Source organism: Clostridioides sp. ZZV14-6150, assembly GCF_020657875.1.
Taxonomy (GTDB): domain Bacteria; phylum Bacillota; class Clostridia; order Peptostreptococcales; family Peptostreptococcaceae; genus Clostridioides.
Map to the genome: position 1 here is coordinate 104,976 of NZ_JAGWDA010000007.1, position 24,779 is coordinate 129,754.

A 24,779-nucleotide genomic window follows, 5' to 3' on the forward strand; every position below is an offset into this window, starting at 1 on the left:
AAAAATAAATAGTATATAAAATTAGAGGTAGCTAAAATAGCTACCTCATTTTAATTTGTTCTATAAGATAAAAACTCTAATATAAGTTTTTTATATAATTTGAATGATGGACTATAGATATATGTCATTTAAATAAAAATAACTATTTAACTAATTTTGCAAATTTTGCACCAAATTCCATACATTCGTTTAATGTTTCTTCACTAGGGAAGAATTTTTTCTTAAGAGATTCTACAGGCATTTTGAATGTCATAGCTTTAAGTAAAGTTTCAGCCATAGTTATACCTTCACCACTCCAACCAAATGAACCAAATACTCCTGCTATCTTACCTTGATTAGCCATTGGGTCTATAACAGAGAATAAATCCCACATAGGTTTAACCATTGTTTTGTTTATAGTTGGAGAACCTAACAGTATTACTTTTGATACTACTAATGTATCATGCATCTCTGTCAATGTCATATTTTCTAAATCATATAATTCAGCTTTTGCACCTTCTTTATCAAGTCCTTCTTTTATCTTTTTAGCCATTTCTAAAGTATTGCTATAAGCTGATAAGTAGAATATAGAAACTTGATTTTGATTAGTTGTATTAATAGCTTCTGTAGACCACTCAACATATCTCTTTACAGCCGCCATTGGGTCTTTAGTAAGCATTGGACCATGAGAAGTCAATATAGTATCAAATTCTATGTTCATTCCTACAACCTTATCTACAGCACTTAAAACGTGCTTAGCAAATGGCTTAACTATGCAATCATAGTAATGTTTAGCTGATTTTAGATAATCTTCACTGTTTACCACTTCTGCATCAACACTTGCAAAGTGACAACCAAATGCATCACAAGTTAAAAGAGTCTTGTCCTCTTCAATGTAAGTAAACATTGTATCAACCCAATGTAAGAATGGAGCAGTTATAAATTTAAGATTTCTCTTACCAATATTTAAAACTTCACCATCTTTTATTACATGACAATTAAAAGGTCTATTTATTTGACCATCTAAGTATAATTTAGCAGCTTTAGTACAATAAACTTCTATATTAGGATTTAAATCTAATAAGTATTTTAAACTACCAGCATGGTCTGGCTCTGTGTGATGGACTACAACATAGTCAATTTTAGCTATATCAGTAACTTCTGATAAATTACTTAAAAATTCATCCTTAAAATTTGCTTTTACTGTGTCAAATAAAACCGTTTTTTCGTCCTTTATTAAGTAAGAATTATAAGTTGTCCCAAACTCAGTTTCCATTATTATATCAAATACTTTTAAACCTTCATCTACTACACCAGTAAAGTAGATATCTTTTTTTACTTCAAAAACTTTACTCATTTTTAACCCTCCTAAAAATTATCATTATATAAATAACATACCCCATTTTGAGGTTAGTGAAACAAAAGATGTCATTATAAGTCACTAAAAACATAGTTTTATGTTTATAATATATCATATTTAGTAAAAAATCTGTATTTTAATAAAAATTTAATAGAAAATATTATTAAATATTTTTAGATATCCTATTTTGTGAATAATATAGCTTTTAAATTCAATATTTTAGTTATATTTTTGATAGAAAATATTTTATCGTGTATAATATTACTTATAAATAAGAATAAAAATAAAGAACTTGTTTGGAGGAATTTTAATAAATGAATAAAGTAGACTTGAAAAAAATCTTAAAAAAAGTAGAAAAGCCTGCTAGATATCTTGGGAATGAAATAAATTCAATTCATAAAGATACTAGTAATAGTGAATTGATAAGATATGCACATTGCTTTCCAGACCTGTATGAAGTTGGTATGAGTCATCTAGGGAGCCATATATTATACGATGTAATAAATAAAAGTGAAGATGTATCTTGTGAGAGAGTGTATTCTCCTGCTGTTGACATGGAAAATATAATGAGAGAAAAAAATATACCATTATTTGCATTAGAGTCAAGAGAGCCTATAACAAACTTTGATTTTGTTACTTTTACACTTCAATATGAACTTTCATACACTAATATCTTAAATATATTAGATTTAGCCAATATACCAATATTAAAAGAAGAAAGAAAATTGGAAGACCCATTTATAATGGTTGGTGGTCCTTGTGCTTATAACTCTGAACCTTTAGCAGATTTTGTAGATGTAGTAATATTAGGTGAAGGTGAAGAAGTTAACTTAGAAGTAGTAAATGAGTATAAAGAGTGGAAGAAAAATAAAACAACTAGAGATGATTTTTTATACAGAATATCAAGTATAGAAGGAGTATACATACCAAGTTTTTATGATGTTAAATACAATGAAGATGGCACAGTTCAAAGTGTAACTCCTAATAGAGAAGGGATTATTAAGAGTCCTACTAAGAGGATAATAAAAGATGTTGAAACTGTAGATTATCCAGAAAAATTAATAGTACCTTATATAGATACTGTTCATGATAGAATAGTGTTAGAATTGTTTAGAGGTTGTACAAGAGGATGTAGATTTTGTCAAGCTGGTATGATATACAGACCAATAAGAGAAAAGAGTGTTGAAAGACTTAAAGAGATACTTGACAAATTAGTTAAAAATACTGGATATGATGAGATATCATTATCATCACTTAGTACAAGTGATTATAGTAAGTTGTCTGAGCTTACTGATTATTTAGTAGACGAATATGCATCTAATAATATAGGAATTTCACTTCCATCACTTAGATTAGACAATTTCTCAATGGAGATTGCTGATAAAATACAACAAGTAAGAAAGTCTGGACTTACTTTTGCTCCAGAGGCAGGAACTCAGAGACTTAGAGACGTTATAAATAAAGGTGTTACAGAAGAAGACTTAGAAAATGCAACAGAAAGAGCTTTTGAAATGGGATGGAATAGTGTTAAACTATATTTTATGATTGGATTGCCAACTGAGACTTATGACGATTTGGATGGAATAGCCAAATTAGCTTATAAAGTTATTGATATTTACAGAAATGTAAATGGAGGAAAGCTAAAGAGAAGCTTTGGTGTTACAGTAAGTACATCTACATTTGTACCAAAACCATTTACACCTTTCCAGTGGCATGGTCAAGATACGACAGAAGAAGTAGTTGATAAGCAAAGACATTTAGTCAATAAATTGAGAAATAACAATATAAAATATAACTACCATGATTCAAAGACTAGCTTAATGGAAGCTGTAGTAGCTAGAGGAGATAGAAAGATAGGAAAAGTTATATATGACGCATTTAAATTAGGTGCAAAATTTGATGGCTGGGCAGAACACTTCAGTTTAGATATATGGAAGGAAGCTATGGAAAAAAATAATCTTTCTATAGATTTCTATGCACATAGAAATAGAGGGTATGAAGAGGTATTCCCTTGGGACCATATAGATGTAGGTGTAAGTAAAAAATTCTTGATTAGAGAAGATGAAAATGCTAAAAAAGAAAAAATCACTTCTGATTGCAGACATAATTGTAATGGTTGTGGAATAAATATACATGATATAGGAAGGGGGCTTTGTTAATATGAGTAAAATAATGAGAGTCAAATTTAAAAAAGAAGGTGATATGATATATATATCACACCTTGACCTTCAAAGATTATTACAAAGAGCATTTAGGAGAGCTGAAATAAATTTATCACATTCTCAAGGGTTTAACCCTCATCCTAAGATGAGTTATGGTAATGCTTTAGCATTAGGAACAGAAAGCCAAGGCGAGTATGTAGATATTGAGATAGAAGATGATTTATCGGTAGATGAGTTTTTAGGTAAAGTGTCAGTTCAACTTCCAGAGGGGATAGAATTTATTAAAGCAAAGGAAATTGATAGACAGACACCTTCTCTTTCTTCTGTGATAGATTATGGAGAGTATCTATTTAATATAGATTTAAAAAGACCTTTGACTAAAGAATTTGTAAAAAGAAAAGTAATTGACTTTATGAATAATAAAGAAATAATCATAACAAAAAAGAATAAAAAAGGAAAAATGGTTGAAGTTGATATAAGACCTATGATAAGAACTTTTGATGTTTTAAATTTAGAAGATGACCATATTACTCTTACAGCTACTATAGCTACAGGCTCAAAAACTAATTTAAATACTAATATACTTATTCCTAAAATGTTAGAGATGTTTGAACTGGATATTGACCCATTAGAAGTTGATATATTGAGAAGAGATTTATATGTATTAGAAGATGGGGAATTAGTGACTCCTATGTAAGTTCGTGAGAGGTGAAGTTGTGAAGAAGATAGTTATTGAGTCCTTAATAGGGTCTCAGAAAACAGCAGTGCTTGAAGATGGAAAGTTAGTAGAACTTTTTGTTGAAGATAATTTAAATAAAAAAACTGTATCCAATATATATCGTGGAATTGTAAAAAAAGTTATACCAGGAATAGAAGCATGTTTTGTAGATATTGGATTTAAGAAACTTGCTTATTTACAGTTAAAAAAAGAAAGTACCATAAAATCTGGTCAAGATATTTTGGTTCAAGTAAATAAAGAAGAAATTGGTACTAAGGGTGCAAAATTAAATACTGAAATTAGTATATCTGGAAGGTATATTGTTTATATACCTTCCAACGACAGAACGACGATATCAAATAAAATTACTGATGAAAGAGAAAGATTTAGATTAAAAAAAATTACCAAAGCAGTGAATAAAGAAAATTTGGGGTTAATAATAAGAACTGAAGCTCAAGGATGTACTCATGATGAAATAAAAAAAGATATAGAAGAGTTGAAGTTGAAGTATGATAATATTTTAAAAGAATATAAACTTGGTATAGGACCAAAGTTATTATATAAGTCCTTAGATTTTGCAACTAAATATGTAAAAGACAATGTAAATGATGAGATTGAGTCTATAATTACCAATAATTATGATAAATATTGTGAATTAAAACCTACTTTGAAGCTTATAAATAATGATTATATTGATAAATTATGCCTTGAAGAAAATAAAGATGTATTTGATTTATATAGAATAGAATCTCAAATAGAAAAATTATTAAATGAAAAAGTATGGTTAAAGAGTGGTGGTTATTTAATAATAGAAAAGACAGAAGCTCTTACCGTTATAGATGTAAATACAGGTAAGTTTGTTGGAACTGGTAAACTTGATGATACTGTTTATAAAACAAATATTGAAGCTGCAAAGGAAATTGTAAGACAACTTAGAATTAGAGATATAGCTGGAATAATAATAATTGATTTTATTGATATGTATAAAAAGAAATATCAAAATGAGGTATTACACATATTAGAGGAAGAGTTTAGTAAAGATAAGAGAAAAGCTGAAGTGTTAGGAATGACAAAACTTGGCTTAGTGGAAGTTGCAAGACGAAGAGAAAAAGAGTCTGTTGATAAGTATTATTTAATGGCTTGCCCATGCTGTGATGGAATGAAAACTATAAAATCTATACATCATATAGTAGATAGTGTCGAAAAAGAAATTATGAGAATAAGTGAGCATACAGTTTACAAAAACATAATAATAGAATTCAATGATTTTGTTTTTAAACAAATAAAAGAAGATTATATGGATATAATTGATAAAATTGGTGAAAAATATAATATAAAAATTTCTTTAAACGCAAACAGTGCATTAAAACACAACAAAACAAATGTTATTTTTGATAAAGTAGTTGACAATAAAATGTAAATATTTTATAATTAATAATTGTAATGCCGCACAGTAAAGGTCTAAATCTTCTAATGAAGTACCTTGTACTGGCGAGTTTGAGGCCGAGGAGGTGTATTTAATGTACGCTATAGTAAAGACTGGTGGAAAGCAATATAAAGTTTCTGAAGGTGATGTATTATTCGTTGAAAAGTTAGAAGCTAACGCAGGTGATGTTGTTACTTTAAACGAAGTATTAGCTTGCTCTAAAGATGGAGAATTAAAATTAGGTTCTCCAGTAGTAGAAGGAGCATCTGTTCAAGCAAAAATTGTTGAGCAAGGTAAAGCTAAGAAAGTTATAGTTTTCAAGTATAAAGCAAAAAAAGATTACAGAAGAAAACAAGGACATCGTCAATCATACACTAAGATAGTTGTAGAAAAAATCAACGCTTAGTTATTGGACTAGTTATGATAAAGGTTAAATATTATTATAATGATGATTTCTTGTTGCAAGGTTTTTGTTTAAAGGGACATGCTGATTTTGCTGAAATAGGCTATGATATAGTCTGTGCTGCAGTTACGTCTAATGCTATTGCAGTTATAAACTCTTTAGACAAGTTACAAAAGATTGAATTTGAAAAAGTAGTAGGAGAAGAGGGGCATATCGAATGTATAGTTAAAGATACATATCTAAAAGATGCACAGTTATTACTAAATCACTTTCAATTAGCGGTTGAAGAAATTAAACGGGAATACCCAAAAAATATAAAAATTTTAAAAAAGTAGGGGGTGACTCCATATGTTAAACATGAATTTACAATTATTAGCATCTAAAAAAGGGGTAGGTTCTTCTAAAAATGGTAGAGATTCTATATCTAAAAGATTAGGTGTTAAGAGATTCGATGGGCAATTAGTAACTGCTGGAAGTATAATAGTTAGACAAAGAGGAACTAAAATACATCCAGGAACTAATGTTGGAAAAGGTAGCGATGATACTTTATTTGCATTAGTTGATGGTACTGTTAAATTCGAAAGAAAAGACAAGAAGAGAAAAAAAGTTAGTATATATCCAGTAGCAATAGCTGAGTAATATACATAAAAGGAGTGTTGAGGCACTCCTTTTTCTTATAATACTGATGAATTTATAATAGTATTTTTGGTAATGCTAATTAAAAGTTTTTAATTAAGTAGGTGAAGAATTTGTTTATAGATAAAGCGAGAATATTTATTAAAGCTGGAAATGGTGGAAATGGTTCGGTAGCATTTAGAAAAGAAAAATATGTTCCAGCTGGTGGGCCAGATGGTGGAGATGGTGGTCGTGGAGCGAGCATCATATTTGAAGTTGATTTAGGTCTTAGAACATTAATGGACTTTAAATACCAGAAAAAATATCAAGCTCAACATGGTGGCGACGGTAGCAAAGGTAAAAGAGCTGGTAAAAATGGAGAAAGCTTAATATTAAAAGTACCAGCAGGTACAGTAATAAGAGATGAAGCGACAGGTCTTGTATTAGCAGATTTAAAGAAAGAAGGAGATACAGCAGTAGTTGCAAAAGGTGGTATAGGTGGTAAAGGTAATCAACACTTTGCAAATGCAGTAAGACAAGCTCCGGCTTTTGCAAAGTCTGGTACAGATGGAGAAGAAAGATGGATAACTCTTGAACTTAAAATGATAGCAGATGTAGGTCTTTTAGGATTTCCAAATGTAGGTAAGTCAACATTTTTATCAGTTGTAACTAAAGCTAAGCCAAAAATTGCAAACTATCATTTTACAACATTGACACCAAATTTAGGTGTTGTTCAAACTAAGTTTGGAGATAGTTTTGTATTGGCAGATATACCTGGAATTATAGAGGGTGCTTCTGAAGGTATAGGATTAGGTCATGAATTCTTAAGACATGTTGAAAGAACTAAGGTATTGATACATATTGTAGATATATCTGGACTAGAAGGTAGAGACCCGATTGAGGATTTTGACAAAATAAATGATGAGCTTAAATTATATAATGAGAAGCTTTCAACAAGACCTCAGGTTGTAGTTGCAAATAAATTTGATATATTGGAAGATGAAAGCCAATTTGAAAAATTTAAGGATGAATTAGAAGGTAGAGGATATACAGTATTTAAGATGTCTGCAGCAACTCGTCAAGGAATAGATGATGTAATTGCCTATGTTTCTAAAATGTTAAAAGAAGTAGAAGATGTGGAATTAGTTTCAGAAGAAGAAATGTATAGACCAGAACTTGATATTGGAACAGAGGAAGAATTAAACATAGATGTTGAAGATGGTGTATATGTAGTTACAGGTAAGGCACTTAGAAGAATAATGTATTCTGTGAATTTTGATGATATGGAATCACTTCAATATTTCCAAAAAGCTATGGAAGGTCAAGGTGTATTTGACAGGCTTAGAGCGATGGGAATTGAAGATGGGGATGTAGTTAGAATTTACGAATTAGAATTTGAATTTTACAATTAATTTTGATATAGAATTATAGAGGTGATAATATGTTAAAAGGAAAGCAAAGAGCATATTTAAGATCTTTAGCAAATACTTTAAAGCCTACTACACAAATTGGTAAGGAAGGCGTTACAGAAAGCTTTTTAGAGCAATTAGAGGATATGCTAAGAGTTAGAGAACTAGTAAAGGTTACTATACTAGAAAATGCAGGTCTTGATGCTAAAGAAACTGCTAATGCAGTATGTGAAGCTTTAAGAGCAGAGTTTGTTCAAGCTATTGGTTTTAAATTTACTATTTACAAGAGAAATATTGATGAGCCTAAGATACTTTTCCCAGGGCATGAACAGGCAAAAGCTAAGGTTAAAAATAACAATGTTACAAAAAAAGGTAAACCAACTAAAAGAGCAGTTAGATAATTAATTAGATTATTTTAGAAATAATAAGTTAAAAAATATAGTGACAATTGGAAAAAATTGTATTATACTATTAACAATAAATTTAAATTAGCAATCTTATCAAGAGAGGCAGAGGGACTGGCCCTATGAAGCCCGGCAACCAGTATATTTTAATATACATTGGTGCTAAATCCTGCAGCAATTACGCTGAAAGATGAGTATAAACCCGTCATATGGCTTGAGTTTATACTCAAGCTTTTTTAATTGGCATATTTATATATATAAATAAATTAATATAATCAAAGATGATGGGGGTATGTAACAGTGAAGATAGGAATATTAGGGTATGGAACAGTAGGAAGTGGATTAATAGATTTAATAGAGAATAATACTTCAAAAAGAGAAATAGAAATAGTTGGAATTTTAGTTAAAAATAAAGAGAAGCATAAATCAAAGAGATATTTTGATAAGGTAACAACAGATATAGAAGATATATTTAACAAAGATATTGATATATTAGTCGAAGTAATTGGAGGACTAAATCCAGCTCTTGATTATGTAACAAGAGCTCTAAATAAAAAAATACATGTAGTAACAGCAAATAAAGATTTATTAGCTGAAAGAGGTAGTGACCTTATAGAGCTGGCTAACTTAAATGATGTTAGCATTAAATTTGAAGCATCAGTAGCAGGTGGTATTCCAGTTTTAAAGCCATTAATAGAATCATTAGAAGGTAATAGTATAAAAAGTATAAATGCTATTTTAAATGGAACATGCAACTTTATATTATCAAAGATGTATGATGAAAATTTACCATATGATGTAGCTTTAAAACAAGCACAAGAGCTAGGCTTTGCAGAAGTTAATCCAGATGCAGATGTTTTAGGATATGATAGTGCTAGAAAATTATCTATATTATCTACTTTATCTTATGGGAAAATAGTATATTGGAAAGATTTATTATTAGAAGGAATAACTTCAATAGATGAAAAGGATATAGAATATGCTAAGAAATTAAATTGTAAGATAAAATTAGTTGCTAGAAGTAAATATGAATTGGGTGAAGTAAGTGGATTTGTTAGACCAGCATTGGTGGATAATGATAATATGCTGTCTAAAATAGATAATGAATTTAATGTAGTAATTATAGTGGGAGACTCAGTAGGAGAACTTTCTTTTGTAGGTAAGGGTGCTGGAAGAGGTGCAACAGGAAGTGCTGTTTATGCTGATATCATAGATATAATAGATAATAGGAGTTCAAATATAAAGTCTTTTTCAAAAGGTAAATTGGATTTGAGTGGTCTTATAGAAGATGAATGTAGTGCGGTAGTCAGATTTAGTGAATATAATAGAGAGGGCATTTTAAAATGTTTAGATAAGTATGTAGATAGCTATAATATTATAGATGAAGAGGAGCTTGCTATTTTTGTAAATGCAAAATCAGAGCATGAAATTGACAGGTTCTTAGAAGATGTAAAAAGAAATGACTATAGTAAGTCAGTTAAAAAACTATTAAAAGTAGATTAAAACATCTATGTAATGATTGTAAAAATTTAAAGGTGAAGAAAAACAAACGTTTATTTTGTTTTTCTTCACCTTTTTAACATCTGGTGACTTAATAAGATAATAGAAAAATAGATAGATTATAACATTTTACTTATTCAATAAAAAAATTTTCACTAGCCTCGTTAATAGCTTGCTGGGTTACCCTTATATATCGCTGTGTAGTGGCTACAGAACTATGGTTTAAGAGTTCTTTAACTAATTCTAAGTTATTGTTACTCTTTTCAAATTGAGTAGTAGCATAGAGCTTTCTGAAGCTATGTGTGCTTATGTTATACAAATTTAAGTATTTACAAATTATCCTCAATTGTTTCTGGATAGCTTTTGTCTTTATATTTACTAAGTAGTCATCTGATTTAAGATTATACTTTCTTGCATGTTCATTTATAGATTCAATTATATTTTTGTTAACAGGTCTATACTGTAGTTTACCCGTTTTTTTTTCGTTTATTTCCAACATATTACCTTTAAAATTACCTATTTTTAATCTTAAAATATCTGATATTCTTAGACCTAAATTAGCTTCTAACATTAGTGCTAATGCAACCTTAGGATTCTTTCTAAATCTTTTTTCAACGCCATTTTCACTATAAATAAAGCCCGTATGTAGTAGTTCCATTATCTTTTTATATTCGTCTATTTCTATAGGTCTTGTTGCCATTTTCAACCACTCCTCTTAGTTTGATTTGATAAGTTTAGGTCGGTATTTATTATATAATATAAATGAAATATTATATATTGGAAAAATATACCAATTAGTTTATATAAGTGTGCTATATGTGATTAAGGAGAATTTTTGAAAAATATTGTTATAAAAAATTATCAAAATTGTGATGAAGTAACTATGATGATAAAGTAATTAAAAAGGTTATTAAGATTATGACAAATATAATTAGAAAATGGAAGCGTTTAGTTAATTTTTATACATTTTATTTTTTTCGAAATAAGTTTTTTATAAAAAAAGTATTTTTATATCTAATCAATTTTCCGCTTGTAGATAAATTTCTCATGTGTTTTTTAGCAACAAATAAAGCTGAAATTAAGTAAATTATTATTATAATTTGAAGAATCGTGTCATAATAGCTAATATAATAGAACCAAATTAGATTATTATATATGATATTATATGTATCAGCAAAGCTAGAAACTAATACAGTAGAGTTTGCAATAGGATAAAGTATAAAAATAAATAAACCTGCTAAAAGTCCATGTGCAAACTTACTTAGTATGTATAATTTTAAGTCTATATCTGTTTTTGATAAAAATGTACAACATTGAGCTAGTATAGATAATCCACTAAATCCTATCAGAAAACTAGCTAAAGATGCTCTGAGGATTTCTGGGGCACTTGTTATACTAGATACCTTATTACAACCAATTGTGATTTCAAATAGACCACTTACAAATGCTTGACAGAGTTCCTTGTTGACACCTAAAAGTGAAAGAGGTAAATATATAACTGATGCTATTAATGAGATTACATTAAATAGTGATAGTATTTTAAACACTACCGAAAAAACAATTACAAATCCACCAACTGTAAGTAATGTATTTACTCCATTAAAGACAGCATTTCCAAATAGAACAAAAAACCCATTACCACTAGAACTTCTAATATTAATTGTGTTTTTTATGTTTGTTTTTAAATCTAATTTTGTCTTTGGAAGATTTTCATTTCCATAATTTCTAAAAAAAAGACCAACCAATATAGTTCCCAAGTAATGACATAAAATCATCAAGTAACCTAAATTTGAATTTTGAAACATACCTGTACCAACTGAGCCTATTATAAATAAAGGTCCTGATGTAGAACAAAAAGATACAAGTCTTTGGGCTTCATACTTAGAAATCTGTTTATTGCTTCTAAATTCAGAAGCTAGACTTGCTCCCACTGGATAACCAGATACTGCTGATATTGCAAAAGCTAAAGCACTTTTTCCTGATACATTAAACACAAGTCTAGTTATGGGATTAATAATAAACCCTATAATATCTACTATTTTTAAATCGACAATTAGGTTTGCACCAATTATAAAAGGGAGTAGTGATGGGACTAGAACATTAGACCATATGGAAAAACCCTCTCTTGCAGATTTTATAGCTTCATTTGGGTATAAGATAATGCCTAAAACTAGAACTCCAACTATGATAGCAGGAGCGAAAAAACCAATAATTTTATTTTTTTTCATAATATCACCTGTAAATTTGAGTTATAAGATATTATATTAAAAGTAACAAAAATATATGAATGTAATGGCTTAAGATATATAATAGATATATATAACAACGACTACTACATGGGAGGAAAAAATGTTTAATAGTATAGCTAGTAAAAAAGTTTATGAACAAGTAATTGAGCAAATTCAACATAAGATATTAAATGGAGAGTTAAAAAAGGGTGATAAACTACTGTCTGAAAGAGAATTGTCTGAACAAATGAATGTAAGTAGAACCTCCATTAGAGAAGCTATCAGAGTTTTAGAAACTATGGGTGTGATAGAAAGCAGACAAGGTGAGGGTAATTTTATATGCACAAATATAGACAAAACTTTAATAGAGCCTCTATCTATGATTTTTAAACTGAATAATGGTACACTTGAAGACATACTAGAGCTTAGAATAATTTTAGAAATTGAGATTGCAAAACTTGCTTCAAAGAGAATAACTTCTTCTGAATCTATAGAATTAAAAAGTATAATAGATGAAATGAGAATAGAAACCAAGAAAAAAGATAATAATCAAATTTTGGTTTTATTAGATCAAAAATTTCACAGCAAATTGGCTACAATAAGTAAAAATTATTTAATTCAAAGTCTTTTTATAACAGCATCAAAATTGTTTGATGGATTTATAGAAGATGCAAGAGAGAAGATAATTGCAGAACCTTTAAATGAAACTATCTTACTTAAGCAACATGAAGCTATATATAATGCAGTTATAGAAAATAATATGGAACTTGCACATGAAAAAGCGAAAGAGCATATGAGATTTATAAGCAAAAACTATAGAAAAAATGAAAATTAAAAGTTTGTTATAAAATAAATTATTCTTGTAAATAGAAGATAATGGTACTATTATATAACTATAAAACTGGTATGACCACATACCAATTTTATAGTTTATTATAATGGGAGATTAAAAATGGTAAAGTTAAAAGTACCTTATTCAAAGCAAGGAATGATTTTAGAAATACCTAACAAACGTTTTCTTGGTGTCTTGGAATCAAAGTTGGATAATTATGTAAAACATAAGGCGCAAGAAGAAATAGTTGAAGAATCCATGAATAATCCAATAGGCTCTTTATTATTGGAAGAGTTAGTTAAAGGAAAAAAGAATGTAGTTATAATTACGAGTGACCATACGAGACCTGTTCCAAGTAAAGTAACTATGCCAATTCTTTTAAGAAGAATCAGGAAAGCTAATCCTAAAATTGATGTGAAGATTATAGTAGCAACTGGTTTTCATAGGCCAAGTACAAGAGAAGAATTAGTTTATAAGATGGGAGAAGAAATTGTAGATAATGAAGAAATAATCATGCATATATCTACTGATGATGAAGCTATGTGCAAGGTGGGTGTATTACCTTCAGGTGGGGATTTATATATAAATAAACTTGCATATGAGGCAGAACTTTTAATCGCGGAAGGTTTTATAGAACCGCATTTTTTTGCAGGTTTCTCAGGAGGAAGAAAAAGTGTACTCCCAGGAATAGCCTCTGCAAAAACTATAATGTATAACCATTGTAGTGATTTTATAGATAGTGACAATTCGAGAACTGGAAAATTAAAAAATAATCCTATTCATGAAGATATGGTATATGCAGCTAAGGTTGCTAAACTAGCATTTATATTGAATGTTGTAATAGATAAAGAGAAAAAAGTAATAGCATCATTTGCTGGTGATGTCGAAAAAGCACATACCAAAGGTTGTGAATTTGTAACAGAGCTTTCAAAAGTAAATTCCATAAAGTCAGATATTGTAGTGAGTACAAATGGTGGATACCCATTAGACCAAAATATTTATCAAGCAGTTAAAGGTATGACAGCAGCAGAGGCTACATGTAAAGAAGGTGGAGTAATAATAATGATTGCAGCATGTAATGATGGTCATGGAGGTCAATCCTTTTATGAAAATGTAGCAAACGCAGATTCTCCAAAACAACTTTTAGAAAAAATTAGGAGTGTTGGCAGATGTGATACAATTCCAGACCAATGGGAATTTCAGATATTAGCAAGAATACTATCTAAGTATACTGTAATAATGGTAACAGATAAGTGTAGTCCTGAAATGATAAAGAAAATGCATATGAAACATGCATTTAATTTTAAGGATGCTTTAGATATGGCTACTAATATAGTCGGTGAAGATAGTAAAGTTACAGTTATACCTGATGGAGTATCAGTGATAGTTAAATAAAAAAGGGGTGTAGTTTATGGAAATTTTGACATGTATTAAACAAGTACCTGGAACAACCGCAGTAGAGGTTGATGAATCCACAGGTGTACTAAAGAGAGATGGAGTAGATTCAAAAATGAATCCTTATGATTTATATGCTTTAGAAACAGCACTTAGAATAAAAAAAGACACAAAAGCGAATCTAAAAGTACTTACTATGGGTCCTCCACAAGCAAAGAAGGTAATAGAAGAGAGTTTTATGATGGGGGCAGATGAAGGAGCTTTAATAAGCGATAGAAGATTTGGAGGAGCAGATGTATTGGCAACTTCTTACACTATATCGCAAGGCATTAGAAAAATGGGTAGAGTAGACTTAATAATTTGTGGAAAACAAACTACTGATGGTGATACAGCACAGGTTGGACCTGAAGTAGCTGAGTTTTTAGATATACCTCATGTAACTAATGTTACAAAATTGATTGAAATCAAAGAGAAAAGCATAGTTGTTGAAATAGATATGCCAAATGATTTACAAGTATGTGAAATTGAGTATCCATGTTTGATAACAGTAGAAAAAGATATTTTTCAACCAAGATTGCCTTCATTTAAGTTAAAGCTAGAGACTAGAGAAAGAAAAATACCTGTGTACAGTCTAGAAGATTTTGAAGACAAGGACGAAAATAATTATGGATTAAATGGTTCTCCTACTCAAGTTGTAAGAATATTTCCTCCTAAGCCAAATACAGATAAAAATATTATGAGGGGAAATGCAGAAGAGTTAAGTACTGCACTTATAAATAAATTAGAGGAATTAAAATTAGTCTAAGGGGGAAGAAGAAATGTCAAAAATAGTTGTAAATCAAGATAAAATAACTGATTTGAAAAGAGTACTAGAAATTTGTCCTTTTGGTGCTATAGAAGAAAAATCAGGTAAGGTAGAAATAAGTGCTGGCTGTAAGATGTGCAAATTGTGTGTCAAAAGTGGACCCAAAGGTGCATTTGAATTTATAGAGAGTGATAAAGCAAAAATAAATAAGGATGAATGGAAAGGAGTGGCAGTATATGTAGAACATCATAATGGGAATATACATCCTGTAACATATGAACTTATAGGGAAAGCTTGTGAAATGGCATCAAAAATAAAGCAACCTGTATATTGTGTATTTGTAGGAAAAGGTATAAAAGATAAATGTAAGAATCTTATCTCTTATGGTATTGATGAAGTATTTGTATATGATGAAGATGAATTTAAAGAGTTTAGGATAGAACCATATGCAAAAGCAATAGAAAATTTTATAAATAAAATAAAACCAACAATAATGTTGGTTGGTGGAACTACATTAGGTAGGTCATTAGCTCCAAGGCTTGCTGCTAGATTTAAAACAGGGCTTACAGCAGATTGTACAATACTTGATGTGCAATCAAACACTGATTTAGACCAAATAAGACCAGCATTTGGTGGAAATATAATGGCTCACATAAATACACCTAATAATAGACCTCAATTTGCCACTGTAAGATATAAAATATTTTCAGCTCCAGAAAAGGTAGAAAATGCAACAGGAAAAATGACTTTATGTGAAATAGAAAAAAAAGAGCTAAAATCTAAGATTAAAGTACTGAGTGTAAAGGAAAAAAATAAAGAAGTTGGTCTTGAAGAAGCAGAAGTAATAGTAGTTGCAAGTAGAGCAATAAAGAAACAGGAAGATATGGATATGATATATAAATTAGCTGACAAGTTAAATGCTCAAGTAGCAGGAACAAGACCGATTATAGAAGCAGGTTGGATAGATGCTAAAAAACAAATAGGTCTTAGTGGTAGAACTGTCAAGCCTAAATTAATAATAACTTGTGGTGTATCTGGAGCTGTTCAATTTGTTGCAGGAATGCAAGGAGCTGATTATATAGTAGCTATAAATAAAGATGATAAGGCACCTATACTTGATGTAGCACACTTAGCTTTAATAGGAGATATTTATGATATTATTCCTAAATTGATTAAAAAAATAGAAAATAAAAAAGATGATAAGCAAATATATGTGGCATCAGCAGCTGAATAGGGGGATAGAAATGTATAAATCAATTGATAAAAAAGATATAAATTTTTTAATAGATATTTGTGGAGATGAAAATGTAGTAGTTGGAAGTGATATAAATGAAGATTTTTCACATGATGAACTTGGAGGAATAGAAAAATACCCTGAAGTTTTAGTAAATGTGCTTGAAACTGAGCAAGTATCTAAAATAATGAAATATGCATATGAAAACAATATACCAGTTACGCCAAGAGGACAAGGAACTGGTCTTGTAGGAGCTGCTGTTGCCATAAATGGTGGAATAATGATTAATCTATGTAAAATGAATAAAATACTTGAGGTTGATTATGAAAATCTAACATTGACAGTAGAACCAGGAGTTTTGCTTATGACAATAGGTCAATATGTTCAAGAGAGAGATTTATTTTATCCACCTGACCCAGGTGAGAAGAGTGCTACAATAGCAGGTAATATAAATACTAATGCAGGTGGAATGAGAGCAGTAAAATATGGTGTTACAAGAGATTATGTTAGAGGTCTTGAAGTAGTATTACCAAATGGAGAAGTTATAAATATAGGGGGAAAAGTAGTTAAAAATAGTTCTGGATATAGCATAAAAGATTTATTAATAGGTTCAGAAGGAACTCTAGGAATAGTTACAAAGGCGATATTAAAATTACTTCCTTTACCAAAGAAAAGTGTAAGTTTACTTATACCTTTTCCAAATTTATCAATGGCAATAGAGACTGTTCCTAAAATAATAAAATCAAAATCAATACCAACAGCCATAGAATTTATGGAAAGAGACGTAATATTGGCTGCGGAAGAATTTTTAGGTAAAAAGTTTCCAGATAATACATCAGATGCTTATCTTTTACTTACGTTTGATGGAAATAGTATTGAAGATATAGAAAAAGAATATGAAAAAGTCGCTAATCTGTGTTTAGAAAATGGAGCATTAGATGTATTTATATCAGATACACAAGAAAGAAATGATTCCATCTGGTCAGCCAGAGGGGCTTTCTTAGAAGCTATAAAGGCATCTACAACAGAAATGGATGAATGCGATGTCGTTGTACCAAGAGACAGGGTAGCAGAGTTTATAAGATATACTCATGAGCTTCAAGATGAGTTAAAAATAAGAATAAAAAGTTTTGGTCATGCAGGTGATGGAAATCTACACATATATATATTAAAAGATGGTATGGATGAACATACTTGGAAATCAAGATTAAAAGAAACTTTTGACTGTATGTATAAAAAATCTAGAGAACTTAATGGTCAAGTCTCAGGTGAACATGGTATAGGATATGCAAAAAAAGAGTATTTACATGAATCAAACTCAGATGCCTATATGATGTTAATTAAAAATATAAAAGTAGCTTTTGACCCTAAAAATATTTTGAATCCAGGAAAGATATATTAAATATATAAATGTTATTTTTTAATATAAAAGTTATAAAAAACAGATTTAAATTTAATAACTTAAATTTACTTTTTAATGTTAATATTACTTGTAAATATTAATATTATTTATAAAGATTTTAGGATGGCAATGTTTACTTAACTTTAGAAATATGAAATGTTATTTAAGTTAAGTTGATGTTACCATCCTAAAAATATGAATGCACATGTGAAGCATATTTTATCCATAAAAAATATTTTTAATTAGAAATACATCTTATTAATTTGATGAGGTTATTTAAAATTGATAAAGCTATTTAAAAAACTTATTTTACATAGATTGGATGAGTGTAAAAGTCCATAGGACCTTTTATTAAATCTTTATTATTTTTGTAATATACTGAGTTGTATATATTTGTAGATTTTATGTCATAACTTATAAGTGTTTTAAAAATCGCATCATCTAATGAAAATGATATATTTGAAAATTTATTTATTATTTCTATGTTAGATTTATTTTTTATCTCTTTTAGAATTTCTCTACCTTTGTCATTGAAAGCAAGTATTCTTATATAAGGAACAGTGTCTATATCTTTTACAAGGTGAATATCGCTTTTTCTTATGCCTAACAATATATTATTTAAAGTTCTCTTGATTTTAGTTAAAGTATATCTCTTAGATTTAATTGATAATTGTAATTCGTATAAAGAGTTAGATGCAAAAATGTCTTTGTAAATTTTATTTTCTATACCTTCATTTACTTCAAAATAATCCTTTAAATTGGATATGTCTCTAAGTACTATTGTTTTTAAAGTATCAAAAAATAATTCATCAAACATAGGAAAAAATTTACTATCTATTTTTTCATTTAATATATTATAAGTTTTTTCTGGAATAACTCTTTTTAATTGAGAGATATTGCAATTTTCTTTAAGTGAAGTTCTTATAGCAGTAGCAGAGCAAATACTATTATCAATTTCTTTAGAGTTGTATTCTGACTGAACTCTGGAAATAGTAACTGGCTTTATATTACTGTTTAAATTGATAAGATTTTTTATATATTCTATACCAAGTATATTATTTGATGAATTTAATATTTTTAATAATTGTTCTTTTGTAGTTTTTTGAGCTAAGTTGTTGTTTTCATATTGGTGTATATAATCAAAAAGTGAATTAGCTCTAGCCGCTGGAAATAACATACCATCATCTAAATATTTTTTTAAAAGCAATTTAAATTCCTTTGGCTCATTTGCTAAAATCTCTGCAATACTGTAAAGAATATCTGTGTTTCCCTCTTCACTACCAAAACATACAGAACTTATACAATTTAGAGAATTTAAAATTGTTATGGCACCATGAGAAAAAATTTCAGCACTTTGGCAAGCAAACATAGTTGGTAATTCTATAACTAAGTCTACACCATTTTCGACAGCAATTTTTGCTCTAGTATATTTATCAAATAAAGCTGGTTCACCTCTTTGAAGAAAGTTTCCACTCATGATTGCCACTGTATGTGTTGCATTTGTTTTTTCTATAGATTTAGATAAATGATAGATATGTCCATTATGAAATGGGTTATATTCAACTATTAATCCAAGTATATTCATAAAATGCTCCTTTTATCTTTGTTTATTTTATATACATTGTAATTTATTATAATATATATAAAATTTAAATTTTTAATTATCTAGCTAAAAAACATAAAAAAATTTGTTAAAATGTAGAAATACTACATAACAAGAAATCAGTTAAGTGTTATTAAAATAACTTTATTAAGCCTTTATATTATATTATTATAGCAAATGGGAAAGAATAATCTACATTAAGTTAATTTGTTAATAAATTGTTATTAGAACACACAATTTACCACAATAGAAATATGATATAATATAAAAAAAAGTATATACTTTTATATTAAAAGGTGATATATTATTTATGAAAATCGTTTAATGTATACAATAATATATCTATGACAAAATAACAAAATATAGGGTTTTAGACACTTATTATGAATCAAAACTGATTACATATTATTTATAAAAATCTAAGGAGGAAATAATAATGAAAATATTAGTATTAAACTGTGGGAGTTCTTCATTAAAATATCAATTAATAGATATGAGTAATGAAGAAGTTTTATGTATAGGATTAGTTGAAAGAATAGGAATAGAAGGTTCTATACTTAAACATGAAAAAGCAGGAAAAGATGATAAATACATTGTTGAACAACCAATGAAAGACCATAAAGATGCAATAGCATTAGTGTTAGAAGCTGTTGCTCATCCAGAATTTGGTGCAGTTAAAGAAATGAAAGAAATAGATGCAGTAGGGCATAGAGTTGTTCATGCTGGAGAAAAATTTGCAACTTCAGTAGTAATAACTCCAGAAGTAGAAGAAGCTTTAAAAGAATGTATAGATTTAGCTCCACTTCATAATCCAGCAAACATAATGGGAATTGATGCTTGTAAAGCTATACTTCCAGATGTACCAATGGTAGGAGTATTTGATACTGCTTTCCATCAAACAATGCCTAAATCTTCATACTTATATGGTTTACCTCATGAATTATATACTAAATATGGAGTAAGAAGATATGGATTCCATGGAACTTCTCATAACTATGTATCTCAAAAAGCAGCAGAGATATTAGGAAAAGATATAAAAGACTTAAAAATAGTAACTTGTCACTTAGGAAATGGTGCTTCTATAGCTGCTGTTGATGGTGGAAGATGTATAGATACATCTATGGGATTCACTCCATTAGAAGGATTAATAATGGGAACTAGATGTGGAGATATAGACCCTGCTATATTACCTTTCTTAATGAGAAAAGAAGGTTTAGATGCTGATGGATTAGATAAATTAATGAACAAAGAATCTGGAGTATATGGAATGACTGGAATTTCTAGTGATTTCAGAGATATAGAAGATGCAGCTAAAAATGGAGATGAAAGAGCTCAAGCAACATTAGAAGCTTATGTTAAAAAAGTACAAAAGTATATAGGTGCTTATGCTGCTGAAATGAATGGATTAGATGTTGTAGTATTTACTGCTGGTGTAGGTGAAAATGGAAAAGCTATAAGAGCAGAGATAGCTTCTAATATGGAATTCTTAGGAATGAAATTAGATAAGGAAGCTAATGATGTTAGAGGAAAAGAAACAGTAATATCTACTGATGACTCTAAAGTAAAAATGCTTTTAATACCAACTAACGAAGAATTAATGATAGCTAGAGATACATTAAGATTAGTAAAATAATTTAATTAAACTTATGCCTATCAAGTAAAAATACTTGACAAACAAATGCTAGATTTGTATAATAAATTTGGTGATATGTTGAGGTGAACTTAATGAAAGTTAGCATAGAAAAAATAAATAGAAAAGAAACTGACAAAATAGACTTGAATTTTTGTGAAAAAATTGATACTATTAGTTATTGTGATGAGATTTACAAATTAGTATCACCTGTAAATTTAAAAGGTAAAGTATCAAAGACTAATAAAGGTTTATATCTAGATATAGATGTCAATTTTACAATTGTTGACAATTGTTCAAGATGTCTTAAAGAAGTAGAAATACCATTAGAGTATTCTATACAAGGTTTTTTAGTAAAAGAAGAAGATTATGATGAAGATGAATTTGAGGAATTTGATCCTTTTATATTCGATGGTGAAGAAATCGACCTTATTGATATAATAGAACAGACATTAGATTTTAATGTGCCTCATAAAGTTCTTTGTAGTGAAAACTGTAAAGGTCTTTGTCAAGGATGCGGAGCAAACTTAAATGAAGGAGAATGTTCTTGCAGTGAAATTACAAACGATGAGGAATACATAGATCCTCGTTTTGCTAAATTAAAAGATTTATTTAATTAAATTTTGACTAAGGAGGTGGCGTAAATGGCAGTACCAAAGCGTAAAACGTCTAAATCAAACACAAAAATGAGAAGAGCAGCTAACTCAAAGATGGAAGCAACAGGATTTGTAAGTTGCCCACAATGTCATGAGCCAAAATTACCACATAGAGTGTGTCCAGACTGTGGATATTATAAAGGTAAAGAAGTTGTATCTAAGTAATAGCTTCTAAAGAACATGTAGAGTATACTCTACATGTTTTTTTTGTACATATAAAAAAAGATGATTTACTAGAGAAATAAATGGATTTTATGCATATTAAAAATTAGAAAAATAATAATATAAGTATTGAAAATTTTTGTGTGTTACTATATACTACTATTAGTAGCTGGTACTAATTACAGCTATAAAATTTGGAGGGAACATGAAAAAGAAGAGTAAAGCCCAAAGACAACAAGAGCTTATAGATATGCTAAAGACTGATCCTTTTTATACTGATGAAGAATTATCAAGTTTGTTTAATGTGAGTATACAGACAATAAGATTAGATAGAATGAGTCTAAACATACCAGAGCTAAGAGAAAGAGTCAAATCAATAGCAGAAACTCAGAGTTCAAAAGTAAAGACTTTAGGAGTAAAGGAAATTACAGGCGAAATCATTGATTTATCTGTAGGGCAATTAGGTATATCTATGTTAGAAGTTACAGAGGACATGATTTACTCTAAAACTAATACTTTGAAAGATACGTATATATTTTCTCTAGCAGATTCATTAGCAATGGCTATAATAGATGCACCTAAAGTTATTATGAGAGTTGCAAATGTAAAATGTTTTAAGTTGATAGAACAACAAGACAGACTTATAGCAAAAGCAGAAGTGTATAGAAATATAGACAAAAAGCATTATGTAAAAGTTGTTATCAATAATAAAGCCCAAGAGCAAATATTTAGAGGGAAGTTTATCTTTGAAGAGTTAGATTAGGAGGAAAATCATGAAAATAGTAATAGATGGAATGGGTGGAGATAATGCACCAAAATCTAATGTAGAAGGCGCAGTAAATGCTATAAAAGAATATCAAGTAGATTTAATAATCACAGGATATAAAGATTTATTAGAAAAGGAATTTTCAAATTATGAATTTGATAGAAATAAACTAGAAATAGTTCATACTACTGAGATTATAGAAAATGAAGATAAACCAGTTAAGGCCATAAGAAGCAAAAAAGATTCATCTATGGTAGTAGCATTAAACCTCGTAAAAGAAGGTAAGGCAGATGCTATAATATCAGCTGGAAACACAGGAGCTTTACTTGCTGGTGGATTATTTGTAGTCGGTAGAATAAAAGGAATTGATAGACCTTGCTTATGCTCAGCAATACCAAATGTAAAGCGAGGAATGACACTTATAGCAGACTGCGGTGCGAATGCAGATTGTAAATCTAAGAATCTAGTTGAATTTGCAGCTATGAGTAATATTTACTCAAGAAAAGTGTTGGGACTTGAAAATCCTAAAGTGGCACTAGCAAATGTTGGACTAGAAGAAGGTAAAGGCAATGATTTAGTTAAAAAATCATATGAAGAAATTAAAAAATTAGATTTAAATTTTATAGGAAATGTAGAAGCTAGAGAGGTTATAAATGCATATACAGATATAATTATTTGTGATGGATTTACGGGTAATATATTACTTAAATCTGCTGAAGGGGTAGCTCTTTCAGTTATGAGTCTTATAAAGGAAACTTTTATGGCTAGTACAAAAAGCAAAATAGGAGCATTACTTATAAAAGATGATTTAAAGAAATTAAAGAGTTTTATAGATTATTCTGAGTATGGTGGAGCTCCACTTTTAGGATTAAATGGAGGAGTTATAAAGGCTCATGGTAGCTCTGATGCTAAAGCTATAAAAAATGCTATAAATCAAGGGATAAAATTTACAAAAGGAAAAGTTGTTGAGGATATCAATCAATTTATAAGTAAATATAATGAAGAAAATAAAAATAACGAAAATGAATAAACTCGTTTTGGAGGTTTAATATATAATGAATACAAAGGCTGGAATATTAGGTGTGGGAAGTTATCTACCTGAGAAATCATATGATAATTTTCACTTCGAAAAAATAATGGATACATCAGATGAGTGGATAAGCACTAGAACTGGTATTAAGGAAAGAAGGTTTGTAGAAGATAATGAGGCAACTTCTGACTTAGCATCTAAGGCTGCTTTAAAAGCTATAGAGTGTGCAAAGTTAAATGTAGAGGACATAGAGTTGATTATTTTGGCAACAATTACTCCTGATATGTCTTTGCCTTCAACTGCATGTATAGTACAAGAAGCAATAGGAGCAGTGAATGCTACTGCATTTGATATATCAGCAGCTTGTTCTGGATTTGTATATGGAGTAACTATTGCAAAGCAATTTGTGGAAACTGGTTGTTATAAAAATGTACTTGTAATAGGAGCAGAAACTTGCTCGAAGTTTCTAAACTACAATGATAGGTCAACAGCAGTACTATTTGGAGATGGTGCTGGAGCAGCTGTTATTGGGCCTGTAAGTGAAGGTGGAATCCTATCTACACATATGGGTTCTGATGGTAGGGGAAAAGACTGTTTAAAGATACCTGCTGGAGGTTCAAGACTTAGAGCAAGTAAAGATACTGTAGAATCTAATCTACATACAATAGAGATGGCAGGTAGCGATGTATTTAAGTTTGCAGTTAGAAAGATGGCAGAAACATCTTTAACAGCTCTTGAAAAAGCAAATTTAAATACAACTGATATAGACTATCTAATACCACATCAAGCTAATATAAGAATAATACAAGCCTCTTCTAAGAGATTAGGGATTGATATGAATAAGGTTTATGTAAATATAAATAAGTATGGAAATATGTCTGCTGCATCTATACCTGTTGCGTTAGATGAAGCATATAAAGAAGGAAAAATCAAAAAAGGCGATAATGTAGTTTTAGTTGGCTTTGGTGGAGGTCTAACTTGGGGAGCTTCAGTCGTTAAGTGGACTTTATAGTATAAAACATCTGAAATTCTTTAATTAACAAAATTAGCTTTATCTAAA

The 24,779-nt window shown here is 29.3% G+C and carries 24 protein-coding genes and 1 riboswitch; of the genes, 20 read left to right on the plus strand and 4 right to left on the minus strand.

From position 1 onward, the window contains the following. Positions 1–142 precede the first annotated feature (142 nt). On the minus strand, positions 143–1,336 hold the full coding sequence (locus KGF41_RS09995) for an FprA family A-type flavoprotein (RefSeq protein ID WP_227839886.1): 1,194 nt from the start codon (positions 1,334–1,336) through the stop codon (positions 143–145). Between the two features lie 317 nt (positions 1,337–1,653). On the opposite strand from KGF41_RS09995, the gene KGF41_RS10000 reads away from it, so the two are divergent. The 9 genes from KGF41_RS10000 (at position 1,654) to KGF41_RS10040 (ending at position 9,979) form a co-directional block, all read left to right on the plus strand. Further along, the gene (locus KGF41_RS10000) at positions 1,654–3,498 is read left to right on the plus strand and encodes a TIGR03960 family B12-binding radical SAM protein (protein WP_227827077.1); all 1,845 of its coding nucleotides are present in this window, start codon (positions 1,654–1,656) and stop codon (positions 3,496–3,498) included. A gap of 1 nt (position 3,499) precedes the next feature. Beyond that, entirely contained in the window at positions 3,500–4,198 is a 699-nt protein-coding gene (locus KGF41_RS10005; protein WP_227827078.1) for a TIGR03936 family radical SAM-associated protein, read from the plus strand. A 19-nt stretch (positions 4,199–4,217) separates the two neighbouring features. Next, positions 4,218–5,639: an Rne/Rng family ribonuclease gene (locus tag KGF41_RS10010; RefSeq protein WP_227850139.1), complete on the plus strand. Its 1,422-nt coding sequence runs from the start codon at positions 4,218–4,220 to the stop codon at positions 5,637–5,639. 100 nt (positions 5,640–5,739) lie between these two features. Continuing rightward, positions 5,740–6,051, plus strand: coding sequence for a 50S ribosomal protein L21 (rplU, locus tag KGF41_RS10015; protein WP_227856616.1), 312 nt, complete (start codon positions 5,740–5,742; stop codon positions 6,049–6,051). 14 nt (positions 6,052–6,065) lie between these two features. Then, positions 6,066–6,383, plus strand: a complete 318-nt coding sequence (locus tag KGF41_RS10020; protein ID WP_227839894.1) for a ribosomal-processing cysteine protease Prp — start codon at positions 6,066–6,068, stop codon at positions 6,381–6,383. 13 nt (positions 6,384–6,396) lie between these two features. After that, the gene (rpmA, locus tag KGF41_RS10025) at positions 6,397–6,687 is read left to right on the plus strand and encodes a 50S ribosomal protein L27 (protein ID WP_003419086.1); all 291 of its coding nucleotides are present in this window, start codon (positions 6,397–6,399) and stop codon (positions 6,685–6,687) included. Positions 6,688–6,797: 110 nt separating this feature from the next. After that, positions 6,798–8,075, plus strand: a complete 1,278-nt coding sequence (gene obgE / locus KGF41_RS10030; RefSeq protein ID WP_227827472.1) for a GTPase ObgE — start codon at positions 6,798–6,800, stop codon at positions 8,073–8,075. A gap of 29 nt (positions 8,076–8,104) precedes the next feature. Further along, entirely contained in the window at positions 8,105–8,473 is a 369-nt protein-coding gene (locus KGF41_RS10035; RefSeq protein WP_227434088.1) for a YhbY family RNA-binding protein, read from the plus strand. A 93-nt stretch (positions 8,474–8,566) separates the two neighbouring features. Continuing rightward, positions 8,567–8,673: riboswitch (SAM riboswitch) on the plus strand. A 103-nt stretch (positions 8,674–8,776) separates the two neighbouring features. Next, positions 8,777–9,979 carry a homoserine dehydrogenase gene (locus tag KGF41_RS10040; RefSeq protein ID WP_227827081.1) on the plus strand — a complete coding sequence of 401 codons (1,203 nt, stop codon included), beginning with the start codon at positions 8,777–8,779 and terminating at the stop codon, positions 9,977–9,979. A gap of 130 nt (positions 9,980–10,109) precedes the next feature. On the opposite strand, the gene KGF41_RS10045 is transcribed toward KGF41_RS10040, so the two are convergent. Next, positions 10,110–10,676, minus strand: a complete 567-nt coding sequence (locus KGF41_RS10045) for a tyrosine-type recombinase/integrase (RefSeq protein ID WP_227434090.1) — start codon at positions 10,674–10,676, stop codon at positions 10,110–10,112. Between the two features lie 268 nt (positions 10,677–10,944). Beyond that, entirely contained in the window at positions 10,945–12,204 is a 1,260-nt protein-coding gene (locus KGF41_RS10050; protein WP_227839900.1) for a nucleoside recognition domain-containing protein, read from the minus strand. 121 nt (positions 12,205–12,325) lie between these two features. On the opposite strand from KGF41_RS10050, the gene KGF41_RS10055 reads away from it, so the two are divergent. The 5 genes from KGF41_RS10055 (at position 12,326) to KGF41_RS10075 (ending at position 17,872) form a co-directional block, all read left to right on the plus strand. Beyond that, positions 12,326–13,039 carry a FadR/GntR family transcriptional regulator gene (locus KGF41_RS10055; protein WP_227841985.1) on the plus strand — a complete coding sequence of 238 codons (714 nt, stop codon included), beginning with the start codon at positions 12,326–12,328 and terminating at the stop codon, positions 13,037–13,039. A gap of 117 nt (positions 13,040–13,156) precedes the next feature. Beyond that, complete coding sequence (larA, locus tag KGF41_RS10060; RefSeq protein WP_227827085.1) at positions 13,157–14,431, plus strand: nickel-dependent lactate racemase; 1,275 nt, start codon at positions 13,157–13,159, stop codon at positions 14,429–14,431. A gap of 16 nt (positions 14,432–14,447) precedes the next feature. Further along, the gene (locus tag KGF41_RS10065; RefSeq protein ID WP_227827086.1) at positions 14,448–15,236 is read left to right on the plus strand and encodes an electron transfer flavoprotein subunit beta/FixA family protein; all 789 of its coding nucleotides are present in this window, start codon (positions 14,448–14,450) and stop codon (positions 15,234–15,236) included. 13 nt (positions 15,237–15,249) lie between these two features. After that, complete coding sequence (locus KGF41_RS10070; protein ID WP_227856617.1) at positions 15,250–16,470, plus strand: FAD-binding protein; 1,221 nt, start codon at positions 15,250–15,252, stop codon at positions 16,468–16,470. Positions 16,471–16,480: 10 nt separating this feature from the next. Further along, positions 16,481–17,872, plus strand: coding sequence for an FAD-binding oxidoreductase (locus KGF41_RS10075; protein WP_227841984.1), 1,392 nt, complete (start codon positions 16,481–16,483; stop codon positions 17,870–17,872). 304 nt (positions 17,873–18,176) lie between these two features. Here KGF41_RS10075 and KGF41_RS10080 read toward each other — a convergent pair whose 3' ends face one another. After that, entirely contained in the window at positions 18,177–19,457 is a 1,281-nt protein-coding gene (locus KGF41_RS10080) for a nucleotidyltransferase (protein ID WP_227856618.1), read from the minus strand. A 454-nt stretch (positions 19,458–19,911) separates the two neighbouring features. On the opposite strand from KGF41_RS10080, the gene KGF41_RS10085 reads away from it, so the two are divergent. The 6 genes from KGF41_RS10085 to KGF41_RS10110 all read left to right on the plus strand — a co-directional run bounded on the left by KGF41_RS10085 (position 19,912) and on the right by KGF41_RS10110 (position 24,731). Further along, on the plus strand, positions 19,912–21,108 hold the full coding sequence (locus KGF41_RS10085) for an acetate/propionate family kinase (protein WP_227827090.1): 1,197 nt from the start codon (positions 19,912–19,914) through the stop codon (positions 21,106–21,108). Between the two features lie 92 nt (positions 21,109–21,200). Further along, positions 21,201–21,725 carry a YceD family protein gene (locus tag KGF41_RS10090; RefSeq protein WP_227482193.1) on the plus strand — a complete coding sequence of 175 codons (525 nt, stop codon included), beginning with the start codon at positions 21,201–21,203 and terminating at the stop codon, positions 21,723–21,725. Positions 21,726–21,749: 24 nt separating this feature from the next. Then, positions 21,750–21,926 (plus strand): 50S ribosomal protein L32, encoded by a 177-nt coding sequence (gene rpmF, locus KGF41_RS10095; RefSeq protein ID WP_003419113.1) that lies wholly within the window; start codon positions 21,750–21,752, stop codon positions 21,924–21,926. A gap of 202 nt (positions 21,927–22,128) precedes the next feature. Next, entirely contained in the window at positions 22,129–22,686 is a 558-nt protein-coding gene (fapR, locus tag KGF41_RS10100) for a transcription factor FapR (RefSeq protein ID WP_227434100.1), read from the plus strand. Between the two features lie 10 nt (positions 22,687–22,696). Further along, positions 22,697–23,719 (plus strand): phosphate acyltransferase PlsX, encoded by a 1,023-nt coding sequence (plsX, locus tag KGF41_RS10105; protein WP_227850143.1) that lies wholly within the window; start codon positions 22,697–22,699, stop codon positions 23,717–23,719. Positions 23,720–23,744: 25 nt separating this feature from the next. Next, positions 23,745–24,731, plus strand: coding sequence for a beta-ketoacyl-ACP synthase III (locus KGF41_RS10110; protein WP_227827092.1), 987 nt, complete (start codon positions 23,745–23,747; stop codon positions 24,729–24,731). Positions 24,732–24,779 lie beyond the last annotated feature (48 nt).

Excerpts from the sequence above, each read along its gene's own strand:
- KGF41_RS09995 (WP_227839886.1), bottom strand. The coding sequence starts at position 1,336 with ATGAGTAAAGTTTTTGAAGTAAAAAAAGATATCTACTTTACTGGTGTA.
- KGF41_RS10000 (WP_227827077.1), top strand. The coding sequence starts at position 1,654 with ATGAATAAAGTAGACTTGAAAAAAATCTTAAAAAAAGTAGAAAAGCCT.
- KGF41_RS10005 (WP_227827078.1), top strand. The coding sequence starts at position 3,500 with ATGAGTAAAATAATGAGAGTCAAATTTAAAAAAGAAGGTGATATGATA.
- rplU (WP_227856616.1), top strand. The coding sequence starts at position 5,740 with ATGTACGCTATAGTAAAGACTGGTGGAAAGCAATATAAAGTTTCTGAA.
- KGF41_RS10020 (WP_227839894.1), top strand. The coding sequence starts at position 6,066 with ATGATAAAGGTTAAATATTATTATAATGATGATTTCTTGTTGCAAGGT.
- rpmA (WP_003419086.1), top strand. The coding sequence starts at position 6,397 with ATGTTAAACATGAATTTACAATTATTAGCATCTAAAAAAGGGGTAGGT.
- KGF41_RS10035 (WP_227434088.1), top strand. The coding sequence starts at position 8,105 with ATGTTAAAAGGAAAGCAAAGAGCATATTTAAGATCTTTAGCAAATACT.
- KGF41_RS10045 (WP_227434090.1), bottom strand. The coding sequence starts at position 10,676 with ATGGCAACAAGACCTATAGAAATAGACGAATATAAAAAGATAATGGAA.
- KGF41_RS10050 (WP_227839900.1), bottom strand. The coding sequence starts at position 12,204 with ATGAAAAAAAATAAAATTATTGGTTTTTTCGCTCCTGCTATCATAGTT.
- KGF41_RS10055 (WP_227841985.1), top strand. The coding sequence starts at position 12,326 with ATGTTTAATAGTATAGCTAGTAAAAAAGTTTATGAACAAGTAATTGAG.
- larA (WP_227827085.1), top strand. The coding sequence starts at position 13,157 with ATGGTAAAGTTAAAAGTACCTTATTCAAAGCAAGGAATGATTTTAGAA.
- KGF41_RS10065 (WP_227827086.1), top strand. The coding sequence starts at position 14,448 with ATGGAAATTTTGACATGTATTAAACAAGTACCTGGAACAACCGCAGTA.
- KGF41_RS10070 (WP_227856617.1), top strand. The coding sequence starts at position 15,250 with ATGTCAAAAATAGTTGTAAATCAAGATAAAATAACTGATTTGAAAAGA.
- KGF41_RS10075 (WP_227841984.1), top strand. The coding sequence starts at position 16,481 with ATGTATAAATCAATTGATAAAAAAGATATAAATTTTTTAATAGATATT.
- KGF41_RS10080 (WP_227856618.1), bottom strand. The coding sequence starts at position 19,457 with ATGAATATACTTGGATTAATAGTTGAATATAACCCATTTCATAATGGA.
- KGF41_RS10085 (WP_227827090.1), top strand. The coding sequence starts at position 19,912 with ATGAAAATATTAGTATTAAACTGTGGGAGTTCTTCATTAAAATATCAA.
- KGF41_RS10090 (WP_227482193.1), top strand. The coding sequence starts at position 21,201 with ATGAAAGTTAGCATAGAAAAAATAAATAGAAAAGAAACTGACAAAATA.
- rpmF (WP_003419113.1), top strand. The coding sequence starts at position 21,750 with ATGGCAGTACCAAAGCGTAAAACGTCTAAATCAAACACAAAAATGAGA.
- fapR (WP_227434100.1), top strand. The coding sequence starts at position 22,129 with ATGAAAAAGAAGAGTAAAGCCCAAAGACAACAAGAGCTTATAGATATG.
- plsX (WP_227850143.1), top strand. The coding sequence starts at position 22,697 with ATGAAAATAGTAATAGATGGAATGGGTGGAGATAATGCACCAAAATCT.
- KGF41_RS10110 (WP_227827092.1), top strand. The coding sequence starts at position 23,745 with ATGAATACAAAGGCTGGAATATTAGGTGTGGGAAGTTATCTACCTGAG.